The sequence below is a fragment of the Variovorax sp. YR216 genome (assembly GCF_900107745.1).
In the GTDB taxonomy this organism is placed as follows: Bacteria; Pseudomonadota; Gammaproteobacteria; order Burkholderiales; family Burkholderiaceae_C; genus Variovorax.
The window spans coordinates 497,020-511,359 of the sequence record NZ_FNRO01000003.1 but is presented as its reverse complement, the minus strand read 5'-3'; the positions used below and the strand labels follow the sequence as shown (position 1 = coordinate 511,359).

Annotated in this window: 15 protein-coding genes; 5 read left to right on the top strand and 10 right to left on the bottom strand. The window is 66.0% G+C overall.

The features are described 5' to 3' along the window. Positions 1 to 21 precede the first annotated feature (21 nt). From BLW05_RS12280 to BLW05_RS12240, 9 genes are all read right to left on the bottom strand, one after another. Positions 22 to 1,089: a maleylacetate reductase gene (locus tag BLW05_RS12280; protein WP_093162831.1), complete on the bottom strand. Its 1,068-nt coding sequence runs from the start codon at positions 1,087 to 1,089 to the stop codon at positions 22 to 24. 9 nt (positions 1,090 to 1,098) lie between these two features. After that, complete coding sequence (locus tag BLW05_RS12275; RefSeq protein WP_093163171.1) at positions 1,099 to 2,562, bottom strand: aldehyde dehydrogenase family protein; 1,464 nt, start codon at positions 2,560 to 2,562, stop codon at positions 1,099 to 1,101. A 58-nt stretch (positions 2,563 to 2,620) separates the two neighbouring features. Continuing rightward, positions 2,621 to 3,091, bottom strand: a complete 471-nt coding sequence (locus tag BLW05_RS12270; protein WP_093162830.1) for a nuclear transport factor 2 family protein — start codon at positions 3,089 to 3,091, stop codon at positions 2,621 to 2,623. 25 nt (positions 3,092 to 3,116) lie between these two features. Further along, on the bottom strand, positions 3,117 to 3,494 hold the full coding sequence (locus tag BLW05_RS12265; protein WP_256330231.1) for a c-type cytochrome: 378 nt from the start codon (positions 3,492 to 3,494) through the stop codon (positions 3,117 to 3,119). Further along, a complete protein-coding gene (locus tag BLW05_RS12260; protein ID WP_093162827.1) occupies positions 3,491 to 5,233 on the bottom strand; it encodes an FAD-dependent oxidoreductase in 1,743 nt (580 codons plus the stop codon). Before BLW05_RS12260 ends, BLW05_RS12265 begins: the two co-directional genes overlap by 4 nt. A gap of 56 nt (positions 5,234 to 5,289) precedes the next feature. Then, entirely contained in the window at positions 5,290 to 6,297 is a 1,008-nt protein-coding gene (locus tag BLW05_RS12255; protein ID WP_093162826.1) for a hydroxyquinol 1,2-dioxygenase, read from the bottom strand. A 24-nt stretch (positions 6,298 to 6,321) separates the two neighbouring features. After that, a complete protein-coding gene (locus BLW05_RS12250) occupies positions 6,322 to 6,831 on the bottom strand; it encodes a cupin domain-containing protein (protein ID WP_093162824.1) in 510 nt (169 codons plus the stop codon). A 175-nt stretch (positions 6,832 to 7,006) separates the two neighbouring features. Next, entirely contained in the window at positions 7,007 to 7,375 is a 369-nt protein-coding gene (locus BLW05_RS12245) for a hypothetical protein (protein WP_093162823.1), read from the bottom strand. A gap of 9 nt (positions 7,376 to 7,384) precedes the next feature. Beyond that, positions 7,385 to 8,332: a LysR family transcriptional regulator gene (locus BLW05_RS12240; protein WP_093162821.1), complete on the bottom strand. Its 948-nt coding sequence runs from the start codon at positions 8,330 to 8,332 to the stop codon at positions 7,385 to 7,387. Between the two features lie 62 nt (positions 8,333 to 8,394). On the opposite strand from BLW05_RS12240, the gene BLW05_RS12235 reads away from it, so the two are divergent. Further along, positions 8,395 to 8,829, top strand: coding sequence for a DUF1841 family protein (locus tag BLW05_RS12235; protein ID WP_093162820.1), 435 nt, complete (start codon positions 8,395 to 8,397; stop codon positions 8,827 to 8,829). Between the two features lie 87 nt (positions 8,830 to 8,916). Here the strand turns inward: BLW05_RS12235 and BLW05_RS12230 are convergent, their stop codons facing one another. Continuing rightward, complete coding sequence (locus tag BLW05_RS12230) at positions 8,917 to 9,600, bottom strand: c-type cytochrome (RefSeq protein WP_093162818.1); 684 nt, start codon at positions 9,598 to 9,600, stop codon at positions 8,917 to 8,919. 153 nt (positions 9,601 to 9,753) lie between these two features. Between BLW05_RS12230 and BLW05_RS12225 the strand changes: the two genes are divergently transcribed. The 4 genes from BLW05_RS12225 to BLW05_RS12210 all read left to right on the top strand — a co-directional run bounded on the left by BLW05_RS12225 (position 9,754) and on the right by BLW05_RS12210 (position 14,339). Next, a complete protein-coding gene (locus BLW05_RS12225) occupies positions 9,754 to 10,596 on the top strand; it encodes an AAA family ATPase (RefSeq protein ID WP_093162817.1) in 843 nt (280 codons plus the stop codon). Between the two features lie 9 nt (positions 10,597 to 10,605). Beyond that, the gene (locus BLW05_RS12220; protein ID WP_093162815.1) at positions 10,606 to 11,214 is read left to right on the top strand and encodes a GNAT family N-acetyltransferase; all 609 of its coding nucleotides are present in this window, start codon (positions 10,606 to 10,608) and stop codon (positions 11,212 to 11,214) included. Positions 11,215 to 11,220: 6 nt separating this feature from the next. Beyond that, complete coding sequence (locus tag BLW05_RS12215) at positions 11,221 to 12,408, top strand: vWA domain-containing protein (RefSeq protein WP_093162814.1); 1,188 nt, start codon at positions 11,221 to 11,223, stop codon at positions 12,406 to 12,408. A 77-nt stretch (positions 12,409 to 12,485) separates the two neighbouring features. Further along, positions 12,486 to 14,339, top strand: a complete 1,854-nt coding sequence (locus tag BLW05_RS12210; protein WP_177142630.1) for an autotransporter assembly complex protein TamA — start codon at positions 12,486 to 12,488, stop codon at positions 14,337 to 14,339. Position 14,340 lies beyond the last annotated feature (1 nt).

Here is a 14,340-nt window from a genome sequence, read left to right as displayed (position 1 = left end):
CTGCACAAGAAATCGCGCGGCTCAGCGCGGCGGATCGCCGTCGAAGGCGCGCTGCAGCAGCGCACGGATCGCATCGCGCTCGGCGGGCCCGAAGGGGCGGGGGTTCCAGTAGGGATTGCTCACCGCGATGTCGGCGGCGCGGTCGAGGTCCTCGGCCTTCATGCCGATGTCCTTGAGCGCGACCGGGGCGCCGTTGTCGCGCGCCAGCGCTTGAAGGCCCGCGGGCGCCGAGGATGCGCCGAGCGCCTTGGCGATGCGCTCCATCGCACGCGGCGCGGCTTCGGCGTTGAACGCGATCGCGTGCGGCAGCACCACCGTGTGCACCTCGGCATGCGGCAGGTTGAAGCTGCCGCCCAGCGTGTGGCATAGCTTGTGGTGCAGTGCCATGCCGACGCTGCCAAGCACCGTGCCGCAGAGCCACGCGCCGTAGAGCGCATCGGCGCGCGCCTCGATGTCGTCCGGCTGCTGGCGGATCACCGGCAGCGCACGCGCGATCGCGGCGATGCCTTCCTGCGCCATCAGGTCCATCACCGGATTGCTGTCCTGCGCGTAGAGCCCTTCGGCCGCATGCGCGATCGCGTTGATGCCGCTGGTCACGCTCAATCCCACCGGCAGGCTGCGCGAGAGCTCGGGGTCGTAGATCACGGTGCGCGGCAGCACGCGCGGGTCCTTGCCGGTCTTCTTGAGGCCGGCTTCGGTGAGGCCGTAGATCGGCGTCATCTCGCTGCCGGCGTAGGTGGTGGGAATCGCGAGGATCGGCAGGCCCGAATCGAGCGCGATCGCCTTGCCGAGCCCGGTGGTCGAACCGCCGCCGATCGCCACTGCGCAGTCCGCGCCGAGCTTCTTCGCGACTTCTCGTGCTTCACGCGCAGTCTCGATCGGCACGTGCATCACGGCACGATCGAAGACGCCCGCCGCATGCGCGCCCAGCATCTGCGCCACGCGCTCGGCCTGCCCGCGCTGCTCGGGCGTCGACAGCACGAGCGCACGCCGGGCACCCAGCGCATCGATCTCGCGGGCCAGGTGCTGGAGCGAGCCCGCGCCGAAGACGACGCGTTGCGGGTGGCTGGTGTAGACGAAGTCGCGCATGGGAGTCCTTCAACGAACGAAGTGGGGGGGAATCTGCGCGTCGATGTTCACCCAAACGCTCTTGACCTGCGTGTACTCGCGCATCGCATCGAAGCCCATCTCGCGGCCGTAGCCGCTCTGGCCGACGCCGCCGAAGGGCGAGCCGGGGTTCACGCGCTTGTAGCTGTTGATCCAGACCATGCCCGCGCGCAGGTCGCGCGCAAAGCGGTGGGCGCGCGGCAGGTTGGCGGTCCACAGGCCGCTGCCAAGGCCGTAGTCGGTGCCGTTGGCGATCTCCATCGCCTCCTCGTCGTTCTTGAAGGTCAGCACCGTGACGAAGGGGCCGAAGACTTCTTCCTGCGCCACGCGGTCGCGGTACGAGCTGGCGCGCACGATGGTTGGCTCGACATAGCAGCCACGTTGCAGTTCGCCGCCCGGCGCCTTGCCGCCGGCGAGCACCTCGCCGCCCTCGCCTTTCGCGACTTCGACGTAGCTAAGCACCCGCTCCTGATGCTGCGCGCTGGTGAGCGGCCCCATCTCGGTCGCATCATCGAGCGGGTTGCCGAGACGGATCGACTTCGCAAGCGGCAGGAACTTGTCGAGGAACTCGTCGGCGATCTTCTCGTGCAGCATCAGCCGCGAGCCCGCGATGCAGGCCTGCCCCTGGTTGTGGAAGATGGCCCAGGCGCTGCCATTGACCGCAGCGGGCAGGAAGGCATCCTCGAACACGATGTTCGGCCCCTTGCCGCCGAGTTCGAGCTGCACCTTCTTGAGGTTGCCGGCGCTGGCCGCCACCACGCGCTTGCCGGTCGCGGTGCTGCCGGTGAAGGCGATCTTCGCGATCTCCGGATGCTCGGCGATGTACTGCCCGACCACATGACCGAGCCCCGGCACCATGTTGACCACGCCGTCGGGCATGCCGGCCTCGGCCATCAGCTCGACGATCTTGAGCGAGCTGAGCGGCGTGATCTCCGCCGGCTTCATCACGATGCAGTTGCCGGCCGCAAGCGCCGGGCCCATCTTCCAGCTGGTGAACATCAGCGGGAAGTTCCACGGCACCACCTGGCCGACGATGCCGACCGGCTCGCGCAGCGTGTAGTTGAGGAAGCCCGCCTCGACCGGAATGGTCTCGCCCTGGAACTTGTCGGCCATGCCGCCGAAATAGCGGAAGCACGCGGCGGTGCGCGGCACGTCGAGCTTGCGCGAATCGCGGACGGGGTGGCCGGTATCCAGCGATTCGAGGCGCGCGAGCTCCTCGGCGTTGGCTTCGATGAGGTCGGCCAGCTTCAGCAGGATGCGCCCGCGATCGGCTGCCGCCATGCGGCTCCACGCCGGAAAGGCGCGCCTGGCCGCCGCGACCGCCTTGTCCACGTCGGCCTTGCCGGCGAGCGCCACCTCGGCGATGGTGGAGTTGTCGTGCGGGTTCAGCGTGGCGAGCGTCTCGCCGGATTCGGCATCGACGAAACGGCCGCCGATGAAGAGCTGGTGGCGGATGGGTGTCTTCAGGCCGGCGGCCTTCTGGATGTCTGCGAGATTCATGGCGTCCTTGGGGTCATTGGGTCTTGCCGGCAAGCCAGGGGTAGCGGCTGGTGTCCTTGCCGGCGTAGTCGGGATCGAGATAGATGAAGCAGCGCTGGATCAGCCAGTCGCGCACCTCGAACACATCGCACCAGCGGCCCGCGCCCCACTCGGGCACGCCGGCGCGCCATGGGCCGTCGGCGTGTTCGCCGTAGCTGGTGCCTTCGCAGGCAAAGAGGTCGGTGTGCGTCATGATCCAGTTGAAGCCCGCGTAGTCGTGCCGGATGGACTTGCCGCGGCTGCCGACCTCGCCGAACAGCTTGCCGATCTGCTCCTTGCCGTTCGCGAGGCCCCATTTGGGGAAGTACACCTGCGCGTCATCCGCGAACAGATCGAGGATCGATCCGCCGGTGGACGTGACGCCGCCGTTGTCATAGGCCTTGAGGTACTCGAGGGCCACCGACTTGCGCTGCTCGTCGGTCATGGTCTGACGTGTGAGTGCCATGGTGTGTCTCCTTCCTTGGGTTGAGTCACTTCAGCGATTGGAGGTAGTCGATCAGCGCGGCGCGCTTCTTCGGGTCGTCCTGGAAATAGGCCATCGTGCTGCCCGGCGCGACGGCCTGCGAGTCCGTCAGCCAGCGTTCGAGCAGGGCGCGATCCCAAGTCTTGTCCTTCATGGCCGCGATGTACTGCTTCGAATAGGTGAAGCCCGGGCTCGCCGCCGCCTGGCGGCCGAGCAGGCCGAACAGGTTCGGCCCGACGCCGTTCGGTTCGCCCTTGCCGAAGGTGTGGCACTGGGCGCAGGCGGCCTGCGCGAGGCGCTCGCCCGGCGACTGGGCGTGCGCCGCGATCGCCCCGAGGGCCAGCAAGCCGGGCACGAGGGTGGAGGCGAGTCGGTTCTTCATCATGCTGCGCTCGCGGTTTCGGCGTGCGCCGCGTTGGCGGCACGGTAGGAGAAGGCGATGATCGGACCCAGCGTCGCGCCGCCCGCCCAGTAGGCGCGGCCCGAGGCGGAAGCCACGCAGTTGCCGACGCCATAGAGCCCCGGGATCGGCCGGTCGCGCGCATCGAGCACGCGGCCGTGCGTGTCCGTCTTCGGGCCGCCCTTGGTGTCCAGGGTGCCCGGGACGACCAGCGCGGCGTAGTACGGACCCGCGTCCGAGATCGGCCACATGGTGGGATTGCTGCGGCCTGGCTCTTCTTTCACGTCGCCGTTGAAAAGCAGCTCGACCACGCGGTCGCCACGCTTGAAGTCCAGGTCCTTGCCAGTCTTCGCGAATCCGTTGAATCGCGTGATCGCGTCCTGCAGGTTCGGCAGGAAGTCCGCCGACAGCTTCGCACCGCCGGTCACGCCCGCGTACTTGGCCATCCGTTCGTCGATCGCCCGGGCTAGTTCCGCGAGCGTGGCGCCCTTGATGACGTGCCGGTCATCGGTGCCCGGCGGCACGATCAGCCGTCCGTACTCGGCGCTTGCCGAATGGTCCTGCGAACGCTGATCCCATACCGCGATGCGCACCAGATTGGGGTACTCGGCCCTGGCGCCGTCCCATTCGAAGAAGGTCTGGGCCAGCTCGTTGTACTGCAGCTTCTCGTTGACAGTGCGCCGGCCGTACTTGTTCACGAAGATCATCGAATCTCCGGCCACCGAGAACATGCCCGACATCGATCCGTCGCGGGCCACCGCCTTCTCGAGCGGCACGGGGCAACTCCAGGCGTAGTTCATGTTGCGCAGTTGCGCCCCCAGCGCGCCCGCCATCTGGACGAAGTCGCCTTCGTTGCTGGGTGCGGCACAACCGCCGTAGATCGGGCCGTTCAGGAAATTCTTGCGCAGTTCCACGTTATGCGTGAATCCGCCAGTCGCGAAGATCACGGCCTTGCGGGCGCGGATGCGCGTCACGGCACCGAGTTCGTCCTCGGCCTCCAAGCCGATCACGCGGCCGGCCGGGTTTTGCAGGATCTTCTTCACCCGCATGCCCGTGCGGATCGGAATACCTTCCTGCCGCGCCTTGGTCGACATGGTCCGTACTGCGACCAGGCCGCCATCCGACATGCTCGGGATCGCCTCGGCGGGCACCAGCACGCGGCCCTTGGGCGCCTTGTCTTCGGGCAGTTCGGCGAAGTAGTCCGGCACGTCGGGCACGTGGCGATAAGGCAATGCACCCTTGGCGGCGAGCAGTTCGGCTGCCGGCGAGGCGCTGTCGTAGATAGCGCTGCACATGTCGTATTCCCACTGTGTGAGACCGAAGCGGGGATGTGCGGGGTCGAAGCCCTGCGGGTTCGACAGCCGGGCCACGTACTTCAGGAAGTCGGGCTTCGGATCGGCGATGCCCGCCTTCTTCATGGCCTCGTTGTTCGGAACCCAGTACCAGAAGGCCGCCTTTGCGGTCGTCCCGCCGATGCTGCCCGCCTTCTCCAGGATGACGGCAGTGTTGCCCTGCCATCGCGAGAAGAGCGCCGACGCCAGGCCGCCGCAGCCACTGCCGCATACCACCATGTCGTAAGTGGCGTCGAAGGCCTGTGCGGCGTCTGCAGGCGTTGCCGACAGGCCAAGCGATGCGGCCGCGACCGCCGCCGAGCCCACGCCTGCCTGTTGCATGAATCGCCGGCGCGAGGCTGCGCCGGCACCCGACCGGATAGGGTCTGCCATGTCGATGTCTCCTTGTAGTGACGCCGTGCGGCCGGGCCGCGCGGCGCCGGGGCGGACTAGAACTGAACCGGGATCTCCGGGCTCTCGCCCTTCTGGATCTCGTAGACGAGCGTGGGCGATCCGTTCTCCCACACCAGCAGCATCGAGCGCTTGGGGCTGTAGCCCTGATGCCGGCAGTAGGCAGGCATCGCGGCCATGTCGCCGGCCTTCATGATCACGCGGGCCATGGGCTTGCCGGTGTTCTTGTCGCCGCAGTCCCAGTGGATCTCGTCGGTCATCTGGAAGAACCACTCGACGCGGTCGTTGCCATGGATGATCGGCAGGATGTGCTCCTCGGTGGTCGGGCACATGTAGCTGTGCTTGACGACCGAGGTGAAGCTCGGGTTCCAGGTGACCTGCGAACGGCTCAGGAAGCCGAAGAGATTGAAGGCATGCACCTCGTTCTCGAAGCCCGGCTCCGGATGCAGCTCCGGCTGGCCTTGCGGCACGTCGGCGAAGGCGCGGTTGACCGGCGCGCCCGTGTCGTCGCTGCGCAGGCGGAGGTCATCCTTCAGGCCCACGCAGCGCGTGGCCAGCTCGCGGGCCCGCGTGATCTTCGCGGTGTTGCTGCCGTTCTTTCGGCCGTAGGGCGAGCCGGTTTCCTGCGGTGCGGCGAAGGGGTCGAAGGTCTGGTTGGTCCAGTCGTCGAGCATCGCCTCGAAGGTCGCGCGGATCTGCGCGGTCGGGAAGTTCTCCAGCAGGTCGATGCCGGCTTCCTTCATCGTGCCGTTGTAGCTGCCGGCGTACAGGTCCACCGACTGGTAGTGGTTGACGGTGCCGACCACGTCGTCGAAGTTGACCCAGCCGTAGAAGAAGCCCCAGGCCACGTCGCGCATCAACGCACGCAGGTAGTTGCCGACGTCCATCGTGTGGCTCATCGGGCGACCGTCGCGGGTCTTCCACGTGATGTGTGCGAAGTACTCGTCGCGATGGAAGCCGAAGCTGCCGAGCGAGAAATCCTTGTAGCCGTGCGTGGCGTCGGGCTTGGACGCGATCACCTTGGCGAGTTCAGCGGGTGCGTTCATGGTGAAACTCCTCGATGCGATGGTTCAGTGCGTCTGGCAGATGTCGGCCCACTTCTCTACGGAGAGGTCGCCCTTGCAGGTTTGAAGGACGACCACGCCCGGATCACCGGCCACGCGGAACTGGTAGGCCGTGTTCTTCGGCAACAGGCCCTGATGGCCGCGCGTGAGCTTCATCCAGCCCATCTTCTGGCCCTTGGGCTCGCCCTTCACGAGCACCGCGCCGTTCTTCTCGGTGTCCTGCACGGTCTGGCTCGCGTCGAGCTTGACGAGGTGCACCTCCACGTCGCCGTCCATGACCAGCGCAAATTCGTCGTGCGCGCTGGTGTACCAGGGCGAGGTGCCTTCGGCACGCAGCGCTTCGAGCACATAGATCTGGTTCTGGCCGAACACCACCTTCTCGTAAGGCTTGCTCTTGCTCGCGATGTCGAAGCAGTTCGAGAAAGCGTAGTGGCGGACGTCATCGGCGATGGGCTCGACGTGGCCCTTCTCGTAGCTCTTGAGCGAGCCGAAGCGGGTCTGGTAGGCAGCAGTCATGTGTGTCTCCTCGGGTGCCAACGGTGCAGCGATGTCGCTGCGGTGAAGGAACTTTAGGAAACGAAACCCACCATGGGTAGGGACCAAATGCGGGCCGCATTGTTCGGCGAATCCGATCAATCGACAGGGTTTACCCGGGCACCTCGCCTCGTAAAGAGGGCGCCGAAACCCGGCTTCAGGGTCGGCCGGAGAGAACGATGGCGGCGAGCGATACCGAGACCAGCATGCCGCACACGGACCCGATGAACCACTTCACCGTGACCTTGTAGGTGGCCTCGTCGTCGTCCTCGACGAGCAGTGCGCGGTACAGCGTGTAGATCTCGGCGGCGATGGGGATCAGCAGCGCGATGAGCGCAATGATCGAGCGCCCTGTCCAGTCACCCGGCGCTTCGAAGGCCCAATAGCGCACAAAGGAAAGCGAGAAGCCGATGATGACCGTGACCGCGGTGATGATCCCTTCGCGGTAGCCGGCCGGCAGCGGTCGCCTTCGCGCGGGAGCGGGCGACGGTTCTGGTGCGGGCGATGGCGCAGGTGCGTCGCTCATGGCCGCAATCTAGTCCGCAATCAGCGTTTCGGGAATCAGCCCGCGTTCGATCATCGCCGCGTCCCAGGGCGGCACACGCGTGAAGGCCGCCGTGAGGTGCTCGATGAACAGCCGCAGCTTGAAGGCATTGCGCGAGGTGCCCGCGTAGACCGCGTTGAGCGAGAAGGACGAGAGCTGGTGCTCCGCCAGCACCACTTGCAGGTCGCCCCGCAGGATCGCATCGCCGGCCACCAGCGTGGGCAGACAGACGATGCCGGCGTGCTCCATGGCGTATTCGCGCAGCAGGTGCACGCTGTTGGTCAGGAGCGCCGCGCTCATGTAGAGCGTGACCTGCTCGCCCGCGTGATGGAAGGTCCAGCGGTCGCGCGTCGGGTAGCCCGAATAGAGGCCCAGGGTGTGCTTGTGCAGATCGCGCGGGCTCTCCGGCACGCCGCGCGTGCGCAGGTACTCCGGCGTCGCGCAGAACACGCGGCGCACCGGGAAGAGCGGGCGCGACACCAGCTCGGTCGAAGCGGCCGGAAAGATCTGCAGCGCGCAATCCACGCCGGCCTTGACCGGATCGACCACCGCATCGCTCACGATCAGCTCCAGGTGGATGTCCGGAAAGCTGACCTGGAACGCGCGCAGCAGCGTCGCGAAATGCCCGAGCACGAAGCCCGTCAGCGCATGGATGCGCAGGGTGCCGGTCGGGCCGGCGCGAGCGTCGCGCATCTGGTCCAAGATGTCGTTGGCCCGCCCGACCAGCTCGGTGCAGTCGCGCAGGAAGGCCTGCCCCACGTCGCTGAGCCGCACCACGCGCGTGCTGCGGTGAAAGAGCGGCGCGCCGACGTGGTCTTCGAGCTGCTTCACGCGGGTGGTGACCACCGACTTCGCCACGCGCATCTGCCGCGCCGCCTCCGCGAAGCTCTGGGTCTGCGCGACACGGACGAAGGTCTCGATGTTTTCCAGGCGATCCATGGGCTGGCAATGTAGCCGTGCGAAGCGCCGAATGGAGTGAGGGTCGGTGCTAATCTCTGCCCATGTTCAATCCCACCCAGGAAGAAGTCCGCCGCTTCTTCTGCGACGTCTTCGCCAAGAGCCGCACCGGCCAGCCGATGGAGGCGCTCGAGATCATCGCCGCCCGCTGGATCGACGAGCACCCCGAATACCACGCCGACCTCGAAGATGCCGATGCGGCGGCCCTGCGCATCTACGACGGCAAGGACGGGCGGGAAAACCCGTTCCTGCACCTGTCGATGCATCTTTCGATCAGCGAGCAATGCTCCATCGACCAGCCGCGCGGCATCCGGCAGGCGGTCGAGCTTCTGGCCAAGCGGCGCGATTCGCTGATGGATGCCCATCACGAGGCGATGGATTGCCTCGGCCAGATGATGTGGGAGAGCCAGCGCGCCGGCCGCCCGCCTGATGGCGAGGGCTATGTGGCCTGCGTCCAGCGCCGGGCGACGAAGGATTGATCACCCCCAGGCGCCAGTTTCATGCGCCATGAATAACAAAGCCCGCATTCCTGCGGGCTTTGTATCTGGTGAGGCGATGCGCAGCGCTTACTTGGATTCGTGGAAGCGCGATTCCGGCACCGTCTTCAGGTCGCCCGGCAGCGCGCTGATGTAGCTCGTGAGCTCCTTGATTTCCGCATTGGTGAATTTCTTCGCCTGGCTACCCATGACCGGGTGCGCGCGGCCGATCTGCGTCTGGTTCTGGACCTTGTACGACTTCAGTGCGACGTAGAGATAGTCGGCGTGCTGGCCGGCGAGCTTCGGCACCGAGCCGTCGTTCGGCGTGTTGAAGTTGGCGCCGTGGCACTTGGTGCAGGAGTTGTCCTTGTCGCGCGCGATCAGGTCCGCAACGCGCGGGCTCGGCGCGGCGGCGGTGGCCGGCGGCGGCGCGTCGCCTTCCTTGAGACCGAGCTGGCTGTAATAGGCGGCCAGATCGGCCATGTCCTGCTCGCTCAGGGTGTCCGCGATGGCGTGCATGGTGGGGTGCTTGCGCTCGCCGCCCTTGTACTGGGTGAGTGCGGAGATGATGTAGGAAGCGCTCTGGCCCGCGATCATCGGGACCTTGTGAATCTCAGGAAAGCTGGCCTGGTACCCGATGATGCCGTGGCACCCCATGCACATGGCGACCTTCTTGGCGCCTGCTTCCGCGTTGCCGGTGATCTTCTGTGCCTGGGCCGAGACCGTCACGCAAGCGACAGTGAAGGCAAACATCGTGGTCAACAACTTCTTCATTTTGCGCGCACAATCTCGTGGAGTTTTAGGGCAAATCAACGTTTGATTATATGGGTCGCCCTTTTGGGAACCCATGCAGGAGTCTCCCTGAGCGACTCGTCTTGCGAATCGATGTTGTGTTCCCCCAACCAACCATCCCGCTCGAAGCCATCCATGAAATTCAAGGGTTCTGACAACTACGTCGCCACACAGGATCTGATGCTCGCCGTCAACGCGGCCATCACGCTCAAACGCCCCCTGCTCGTGAAGGGCGAGCCGGGCACCGGCAAGACAATGCTCGCCGAGGAAGTGGCGCAGTCGCTCAACCTGCCGCTGCTGCAGTGGCACATCAAGTCCACCACGAAGGCGCAGCAGGGCCTCTATGAATACGACGCGGTGAGCCGACTGCGCGATTCGCAACTCGGCGACGAGCGGGTCAAGGACATTCACAACTACATCGTCAAGGGCGTGCTCTGGCAGGCGTTCACGGCCGACGAGCCGGTGGCGCTGCTGATCGACGAGATCGACAAGGCCGACATCGAATTCCCGAACGACCTCTTGCGCGAACTCGACCGCATGGAGTTCTACTGCTACGAGACGCGCGAGCTCGTTCGCGCCAGGCACCGGCCGGTGGTGTTCATCACCTCCAACAACGAGAAGGAGCTGCCCGACGCCTTCCTGCGCCGTTGCTTCTTCCACTACATCAAGTTCCCCGATGCGGAGACGATGAAGAGCATCGTCGCGGTGCACTTCCCCGACCTGAAGCAGCAACTGCTCACCGCGGCGATGAAGACCTTCTACGACGTGCGCAACCTGCCCGGCCTGAAGAAGAAGCCCTCGACCTCCGAGCTGCTCGACTGGCTCAAGCTGCTGGTCGCCGAGGACATCCCGCTCGAAGCGCTGCAAAGCAAGGACGACAAGGTCGCCGTACCGCCGCTCGTGGGCGCGCTGCTCAAGAACGAGCAGGACGTGACCCTCTTCGAGAAGCTGGTCTTCATGCAACGCCATAACCGCTGAGGCGTCGCGATGGCGTTCGTCGAACCGGTCACGCTGAAGGCGCGCGGCATCGCGCTGGTGCCGCTTGCGCTCGCGCATGAAGAAGGCCTGCGCGCCGCGGCCGCCGACGGCGAGCTGTGGAAGATCCGCGTGACCTCCGTGCCGGAGCCGCACGAGACGCGCACCTATATCGAGAACGCACTGAAGATGCGCGAGGACGGCAACCGCTTCGCCTTCGCGGTGACGGACGAGGCCAGCGGCACGGTGCTCGGCAGCACGAGCTACCACGACATTCTTCCGGCTGTGAAGCGCGTCGAAATCGGCTACACGTGGTACGCCAGGCGCTGCCAGCGCACGCACGTCAACACCACCTGCAAGCTGCTGATGCTCACGCATGCCTTCGATGCGCTGGGCTGCCATGTAGTGGGCTGGCGCACCGACAACTTCAACCACGCATCGCAGCGCGCGATCGAGCGCCTCGGCGCGAAGAAGGACGGCGTGATCCGCGGCCACGCGCTGCGCCGCGACGGCACGATCCGCGATACCGTGATGTACAGCCTGCGTTCCGGCGAATGGCCCGAAGTGCGCGCGCAACTGAATGACCTGCTGGACAAGCCACGGCCGCAGGCCCAGGAGTGATTCGCCATGCTGATCGACTTCTTCTACACCCTGCGCTCGGCCAAGCTGCCGGTGTCGGTCAAGGAATACCTGACCCTGCTCGAAGCGCTGCAGGCCGATGTCGTCGGGCCCAATTCCGACGACGCCTTCGGGCTCGATGACTTCTACTACCTGTCGCGCACCGCGCTGGTCAAGGACGAGAAGCACTACGACAAGTTCGACCGCGCCTTCGCCGCCTACTTCAAGGGCGTGGAGATGCTGGCCGACTTCACCAAGGAAGTGCCGCTCGACTGGCTGCGCAAGACGCTGGAGCGCGAGTTCACGGCCGAGGAAAGGGCCAAGATCGAGAAGATGGGCTGGGACGAGCTCATGGAGACGCTCAAGAAGCGCTTCGAGGAACAGAAGGAACGCCACGAGGGCGGCAGCAAGTGGATCGGCACCGGCGGCACTTCGCCCTTCGGCCACGGCGGCTACAACCCGCAGGGCGTGCGCATCGGTGGCGCGGGCAAGAACAAGAGCGCGGTGAAGGTGTGGGAACAGCGAGCCTACAAGGACTACGACGACAGCCAGGAGCTCGGCACGCGCAACATCAAGATGGCCTTGCGCAAGCTTCGCAAGTTCGCGCGTGAAGGGCATGAGGACGAGCTGGATCTCGACGAGACCATCAGCAAGACCGCGGCCAACGCGGGCTACCTCGACATCAAGATGCGGCCCGAGCGCCACAACAACGTCAAGGTGCTGCTGCTGATGGATGTCGGCGGCACGATGGACGAGCACATCCAGCGTGTGGAAGAACTCTTCTCGGCCGTCAAGACCGAGTTCAAGCACCTGGAGTTCTATTACTTCCACAACTGCGTCTACGACTTCATGTGGAAGAACAACCGCCGGCGCTACTCGGAGAAGTTCCCGACCTGGGACATCATCCGCAAGTACAACAAGGACTACAAGCTGGTCTTCGTCGGCGACGCGACGATGAGTCCGTACGAGATCCTCCAGCCCGGCGGCAGCGTCGAATACAACAACGAAGAGGCCGGCGCGGAATGGCTCCAGCGCCTGACGCACGCCTTCCCGAAGTTCGCGTGGATCAACCCCGAGCCGCACGGCGTCTGGCAATACCGCCAGAGCATTGCGGTCATCCAGCAACTGGTGTCGAACCGCATGTTCCCGCTGACCCTGCGCGGTCTCGAGGACGCGATGCGGCTGCTGTCGAAATAGGCCGGCCGGAACCAGCGCCCCTTGCTGTCAGAATCGGCAGGGTGCGTCGGGTAGTTCCATCTCTCACGCCGGCTTGGATGCCGGCGTTGTTGTTTGCAGCCATCCTTCTTTTGCAGGGATGCAGCCTGCTGCCGCAAAAGGAACCGGAGGAACGCGATGCCGCCGACAGCCCGGTGGCGAGCGAATCGAGCACCTCGGGACGCGAAGCGTTCACCGTCGACGTGCAGGCGCCCGATCCGGTGCGCGACTTCCTCACGCGCAACCTGGAGATCCAGCGCTACCGCAGACTCAACGATCTCGGGGCCGTCGAGCTTTCGCGCCTGATGGTCGCTGCCGAGGCGAACGCGCGCGAGCTGCTCAACACCATGGGCTACTTCACGCCCACGCTCACACTCGAGCTGCGCGAAACACCCGACGGCAAGGCGCCGCGCGAAGTCAGGATCACCGTCGTGCCGGGCGAGATCACGCATGTGAGCGACGTGCACATCGACTTCACCGGCCCGATCGCGCAGACGACGGAATCGGAGGCGCGACGCGACGCGATCCGCGCCGCCTGGCCGCTGCGCCAGGGGCAGGCCTTCAGCCAGCAGACTTGGGACAACGCCAAATCCACCACACTGCGCAGCCTCACGGCCAGGCGCTACCCCACCGGCACCATCGTCACGAGCCGTGCCGAGATCGATGCCGACCGCAGCGAAGCGCGGCTGAGCGCCACCTACGATTCCGGGCCGGCCTACCGCTTCGGCCCGCTGGTGCTGCACGGCTACCAGCGCTACGACCCCGACGCCATGCGCCGCATCGCGCGCATTCCGACCGGCTCCGACTACGACCAGCAGCAACTGCTCGATGCCCAGCAGCGGCTCGCGAGCAGCGGCTACTTCAATTCGGTCTTCCTCACGCTCGACACCACGCACGATGACCCCCTCAGCGCGCCCGTCATCGCGCAGGTGCAGGAGGCGCCCCTGCAGAAGGTGGTCGCCGGCGTCGGCTACACCACCGACAGCGGGCCGCGGCTTTCGCTCGACCACATCCACAACCAGATGCCGCTGCTCGGATGGCGCGCGGTGTCCCGGCTCTACCTCGATCGCGACACGCAGTCGCTCGGCACCGAGTGGAGCGCGGTGCCGCGCGACAGCGGATGGCGCACTTTCACATCGGCTCAGCTCAAGAGCGAAGTGTCCGGCGACTACACGGTCGACAGCGGCCGGCTGCGCGGCGGCGAGAGCAAGGCCAGCGACCATATCGACCGAAGCCTTTTCGTGCAGTACGACTACGCGTCGAACCACGGCTTCAATGCGCCGCCGTCGGCCTCGGCGCTGAGCGTCAACTGGAACTGGACCGGCCGCTACTTCGACAACGCCAATGCGCCGACCCGCGGCCAGGGCATCGCGCTGGAGCTCGCCGCCGGCTACACGCTGACCGGTGAACGCCTGCCCTTCACGCGCACCTATGCGCGCTGGGTGGGCTTCGTGCCCGCGGGCACCGTCTACAGCGACGACGGCACGCAATCGCGCGGTGCCCGCATCCAGTTGCGTTCGGAAATCGGCGCATTGATCGCCAAGGACACCGCGCAGATCCCGAGCACGCTCGCCTTCCTGACCGGCGGCGACACCACGGTGCGCGGCTACAGCTTCCGCTCCATCGGTGCGGTGCGACCGGGCGGCACCGTCATCGCCGGCCGCTACCTGGGCGTCGCGAGCATCGAGTGGCAGCGGCCATTCGTCTACAACGGAAAGCTCTCCGACTGGGAAAGCACCGTGTTCGTCGATGCCGGCTCGGTCGCGGACAAGGTCGGCGATCTCGAAGCCAAGGTCGGCGTCGGCGTCGGCGCGCGCTGGAAAAGCCCGATCGGGCCGGTGTCGATCGATCTGGCCTACGGTGTCGACGTGAAGGAATTCAGGCTGCATTTCCGCTTCGGCTTCACCTTCTGAC

What these genes read in the sequence shown, in the direction of transcription:
- BLW05_RS12280 (WP_093162831.1), bottom strand. Translation starts at nt 1,089, where the DNA reads ATGCGCGACTTCGTCTACACCAGCCACCCGCAACGCGTCGTCTTCGGC.
- BLW05_RS12270 (WP_093162830.1), bottom strand. Translation starts at nt 3,091, where the DNA reads ATGGCACTCACACGTCAGACCATGACCGACGAGCAGCGCAAGTCGGTG.
- BLW05_RS12265 (WP_256330231.1), bottom strand. Translation starts at nt 3,494, where the DNA reads ATGATGAAGAACCGACTCGCCTCCACCCTCGTGCCCGGCTTGCTGGCC.
- BLW05_RS12260 (WP_093162827.1), bottom strand. Translation starts at nt 5,233, where the DNA reads ATGGCAGACCCTATCCGGTCGGGTGCCGGCGCAGCCTCGCGCCGGCGA.
- BLW05_RS12255 (WP_093162826.1), bottom strand. Translation starts at nt 6,297, where the DNA reads ATGAACGCACCCGCTGAACTCGCCAAGGTGATCGCGTCCAAGCCCGAC.
- BLW05_RS12250 (WP_093162824.1), bottom strand. Translation starts at nt 6,831, where the DNA reads ATGACTGCTGCCTACCAGACCCGCTTCGGCTCGCTCAAGAGCTACGAG.
- BLW05_RS12245 (WP_093162823.1), bottom strand. Translation starts at nt 7,375, where the DNA reads ATGAGCGACGCACCTGCGCCATCGCCCGCACCAGAACCGTCGCCCGCT.
- BLW05_RS12240 (WP_093162821.1), bottom strand. Translation starts at nt 8,332, where the DNA reads ATGGATCGCCTGGAAAACATCGAGACCTTCGTCCGTGTCGCGCAGACC.
- BLW05_RS12235 (WP_093162820.1), top strand. Translation starts at nt 8,395, where the DNA reads ATGTTCAATCCCACCCAGGAAGAAGTCCGCCGCTTCTTCTGCGACGTC.
- BLW05_RS12230 (WP_093162818.1), bottom strand. Translation starts at nt 9,600, where the DNA reads ATGAAGAAGTTGTTGACCACGATGTTTGCCTTCACTGTCGCTTGCGTG.
- BLW05_RS12225 (WP_093162817.1), top strand. Translation starts at nt 9,754, where the DNA reads ATGAAATTCAAGGGTTCTGACAACTACGTCGCCACACAGGATCTGATG.
- BLW05_RS12220 (WP_093162815.1), top strand. Translation starts at nt 10,606, where the DNA reads ATGGCGTTCGTCGAACCGGTCACGCTGAAGGCGCGCGGCATCGCGCTG.
- BLW05_RS12215 (WP_093162814.1), top strand. Translation starts at nt 11,221, where the DNA reads ATGCTGATCGACTTCTTCTACACCCTGCGCTCGGCCAAGCTGCCGGTG.
- BLW05_RS12210 (WP_177142630.1), top strand. Translation starts at nt 12,486, where the DNA reads ATGCCGGCGTTGTTGTTTGCAGCCATCCTTCTTTTGCAGGGATGCAGC.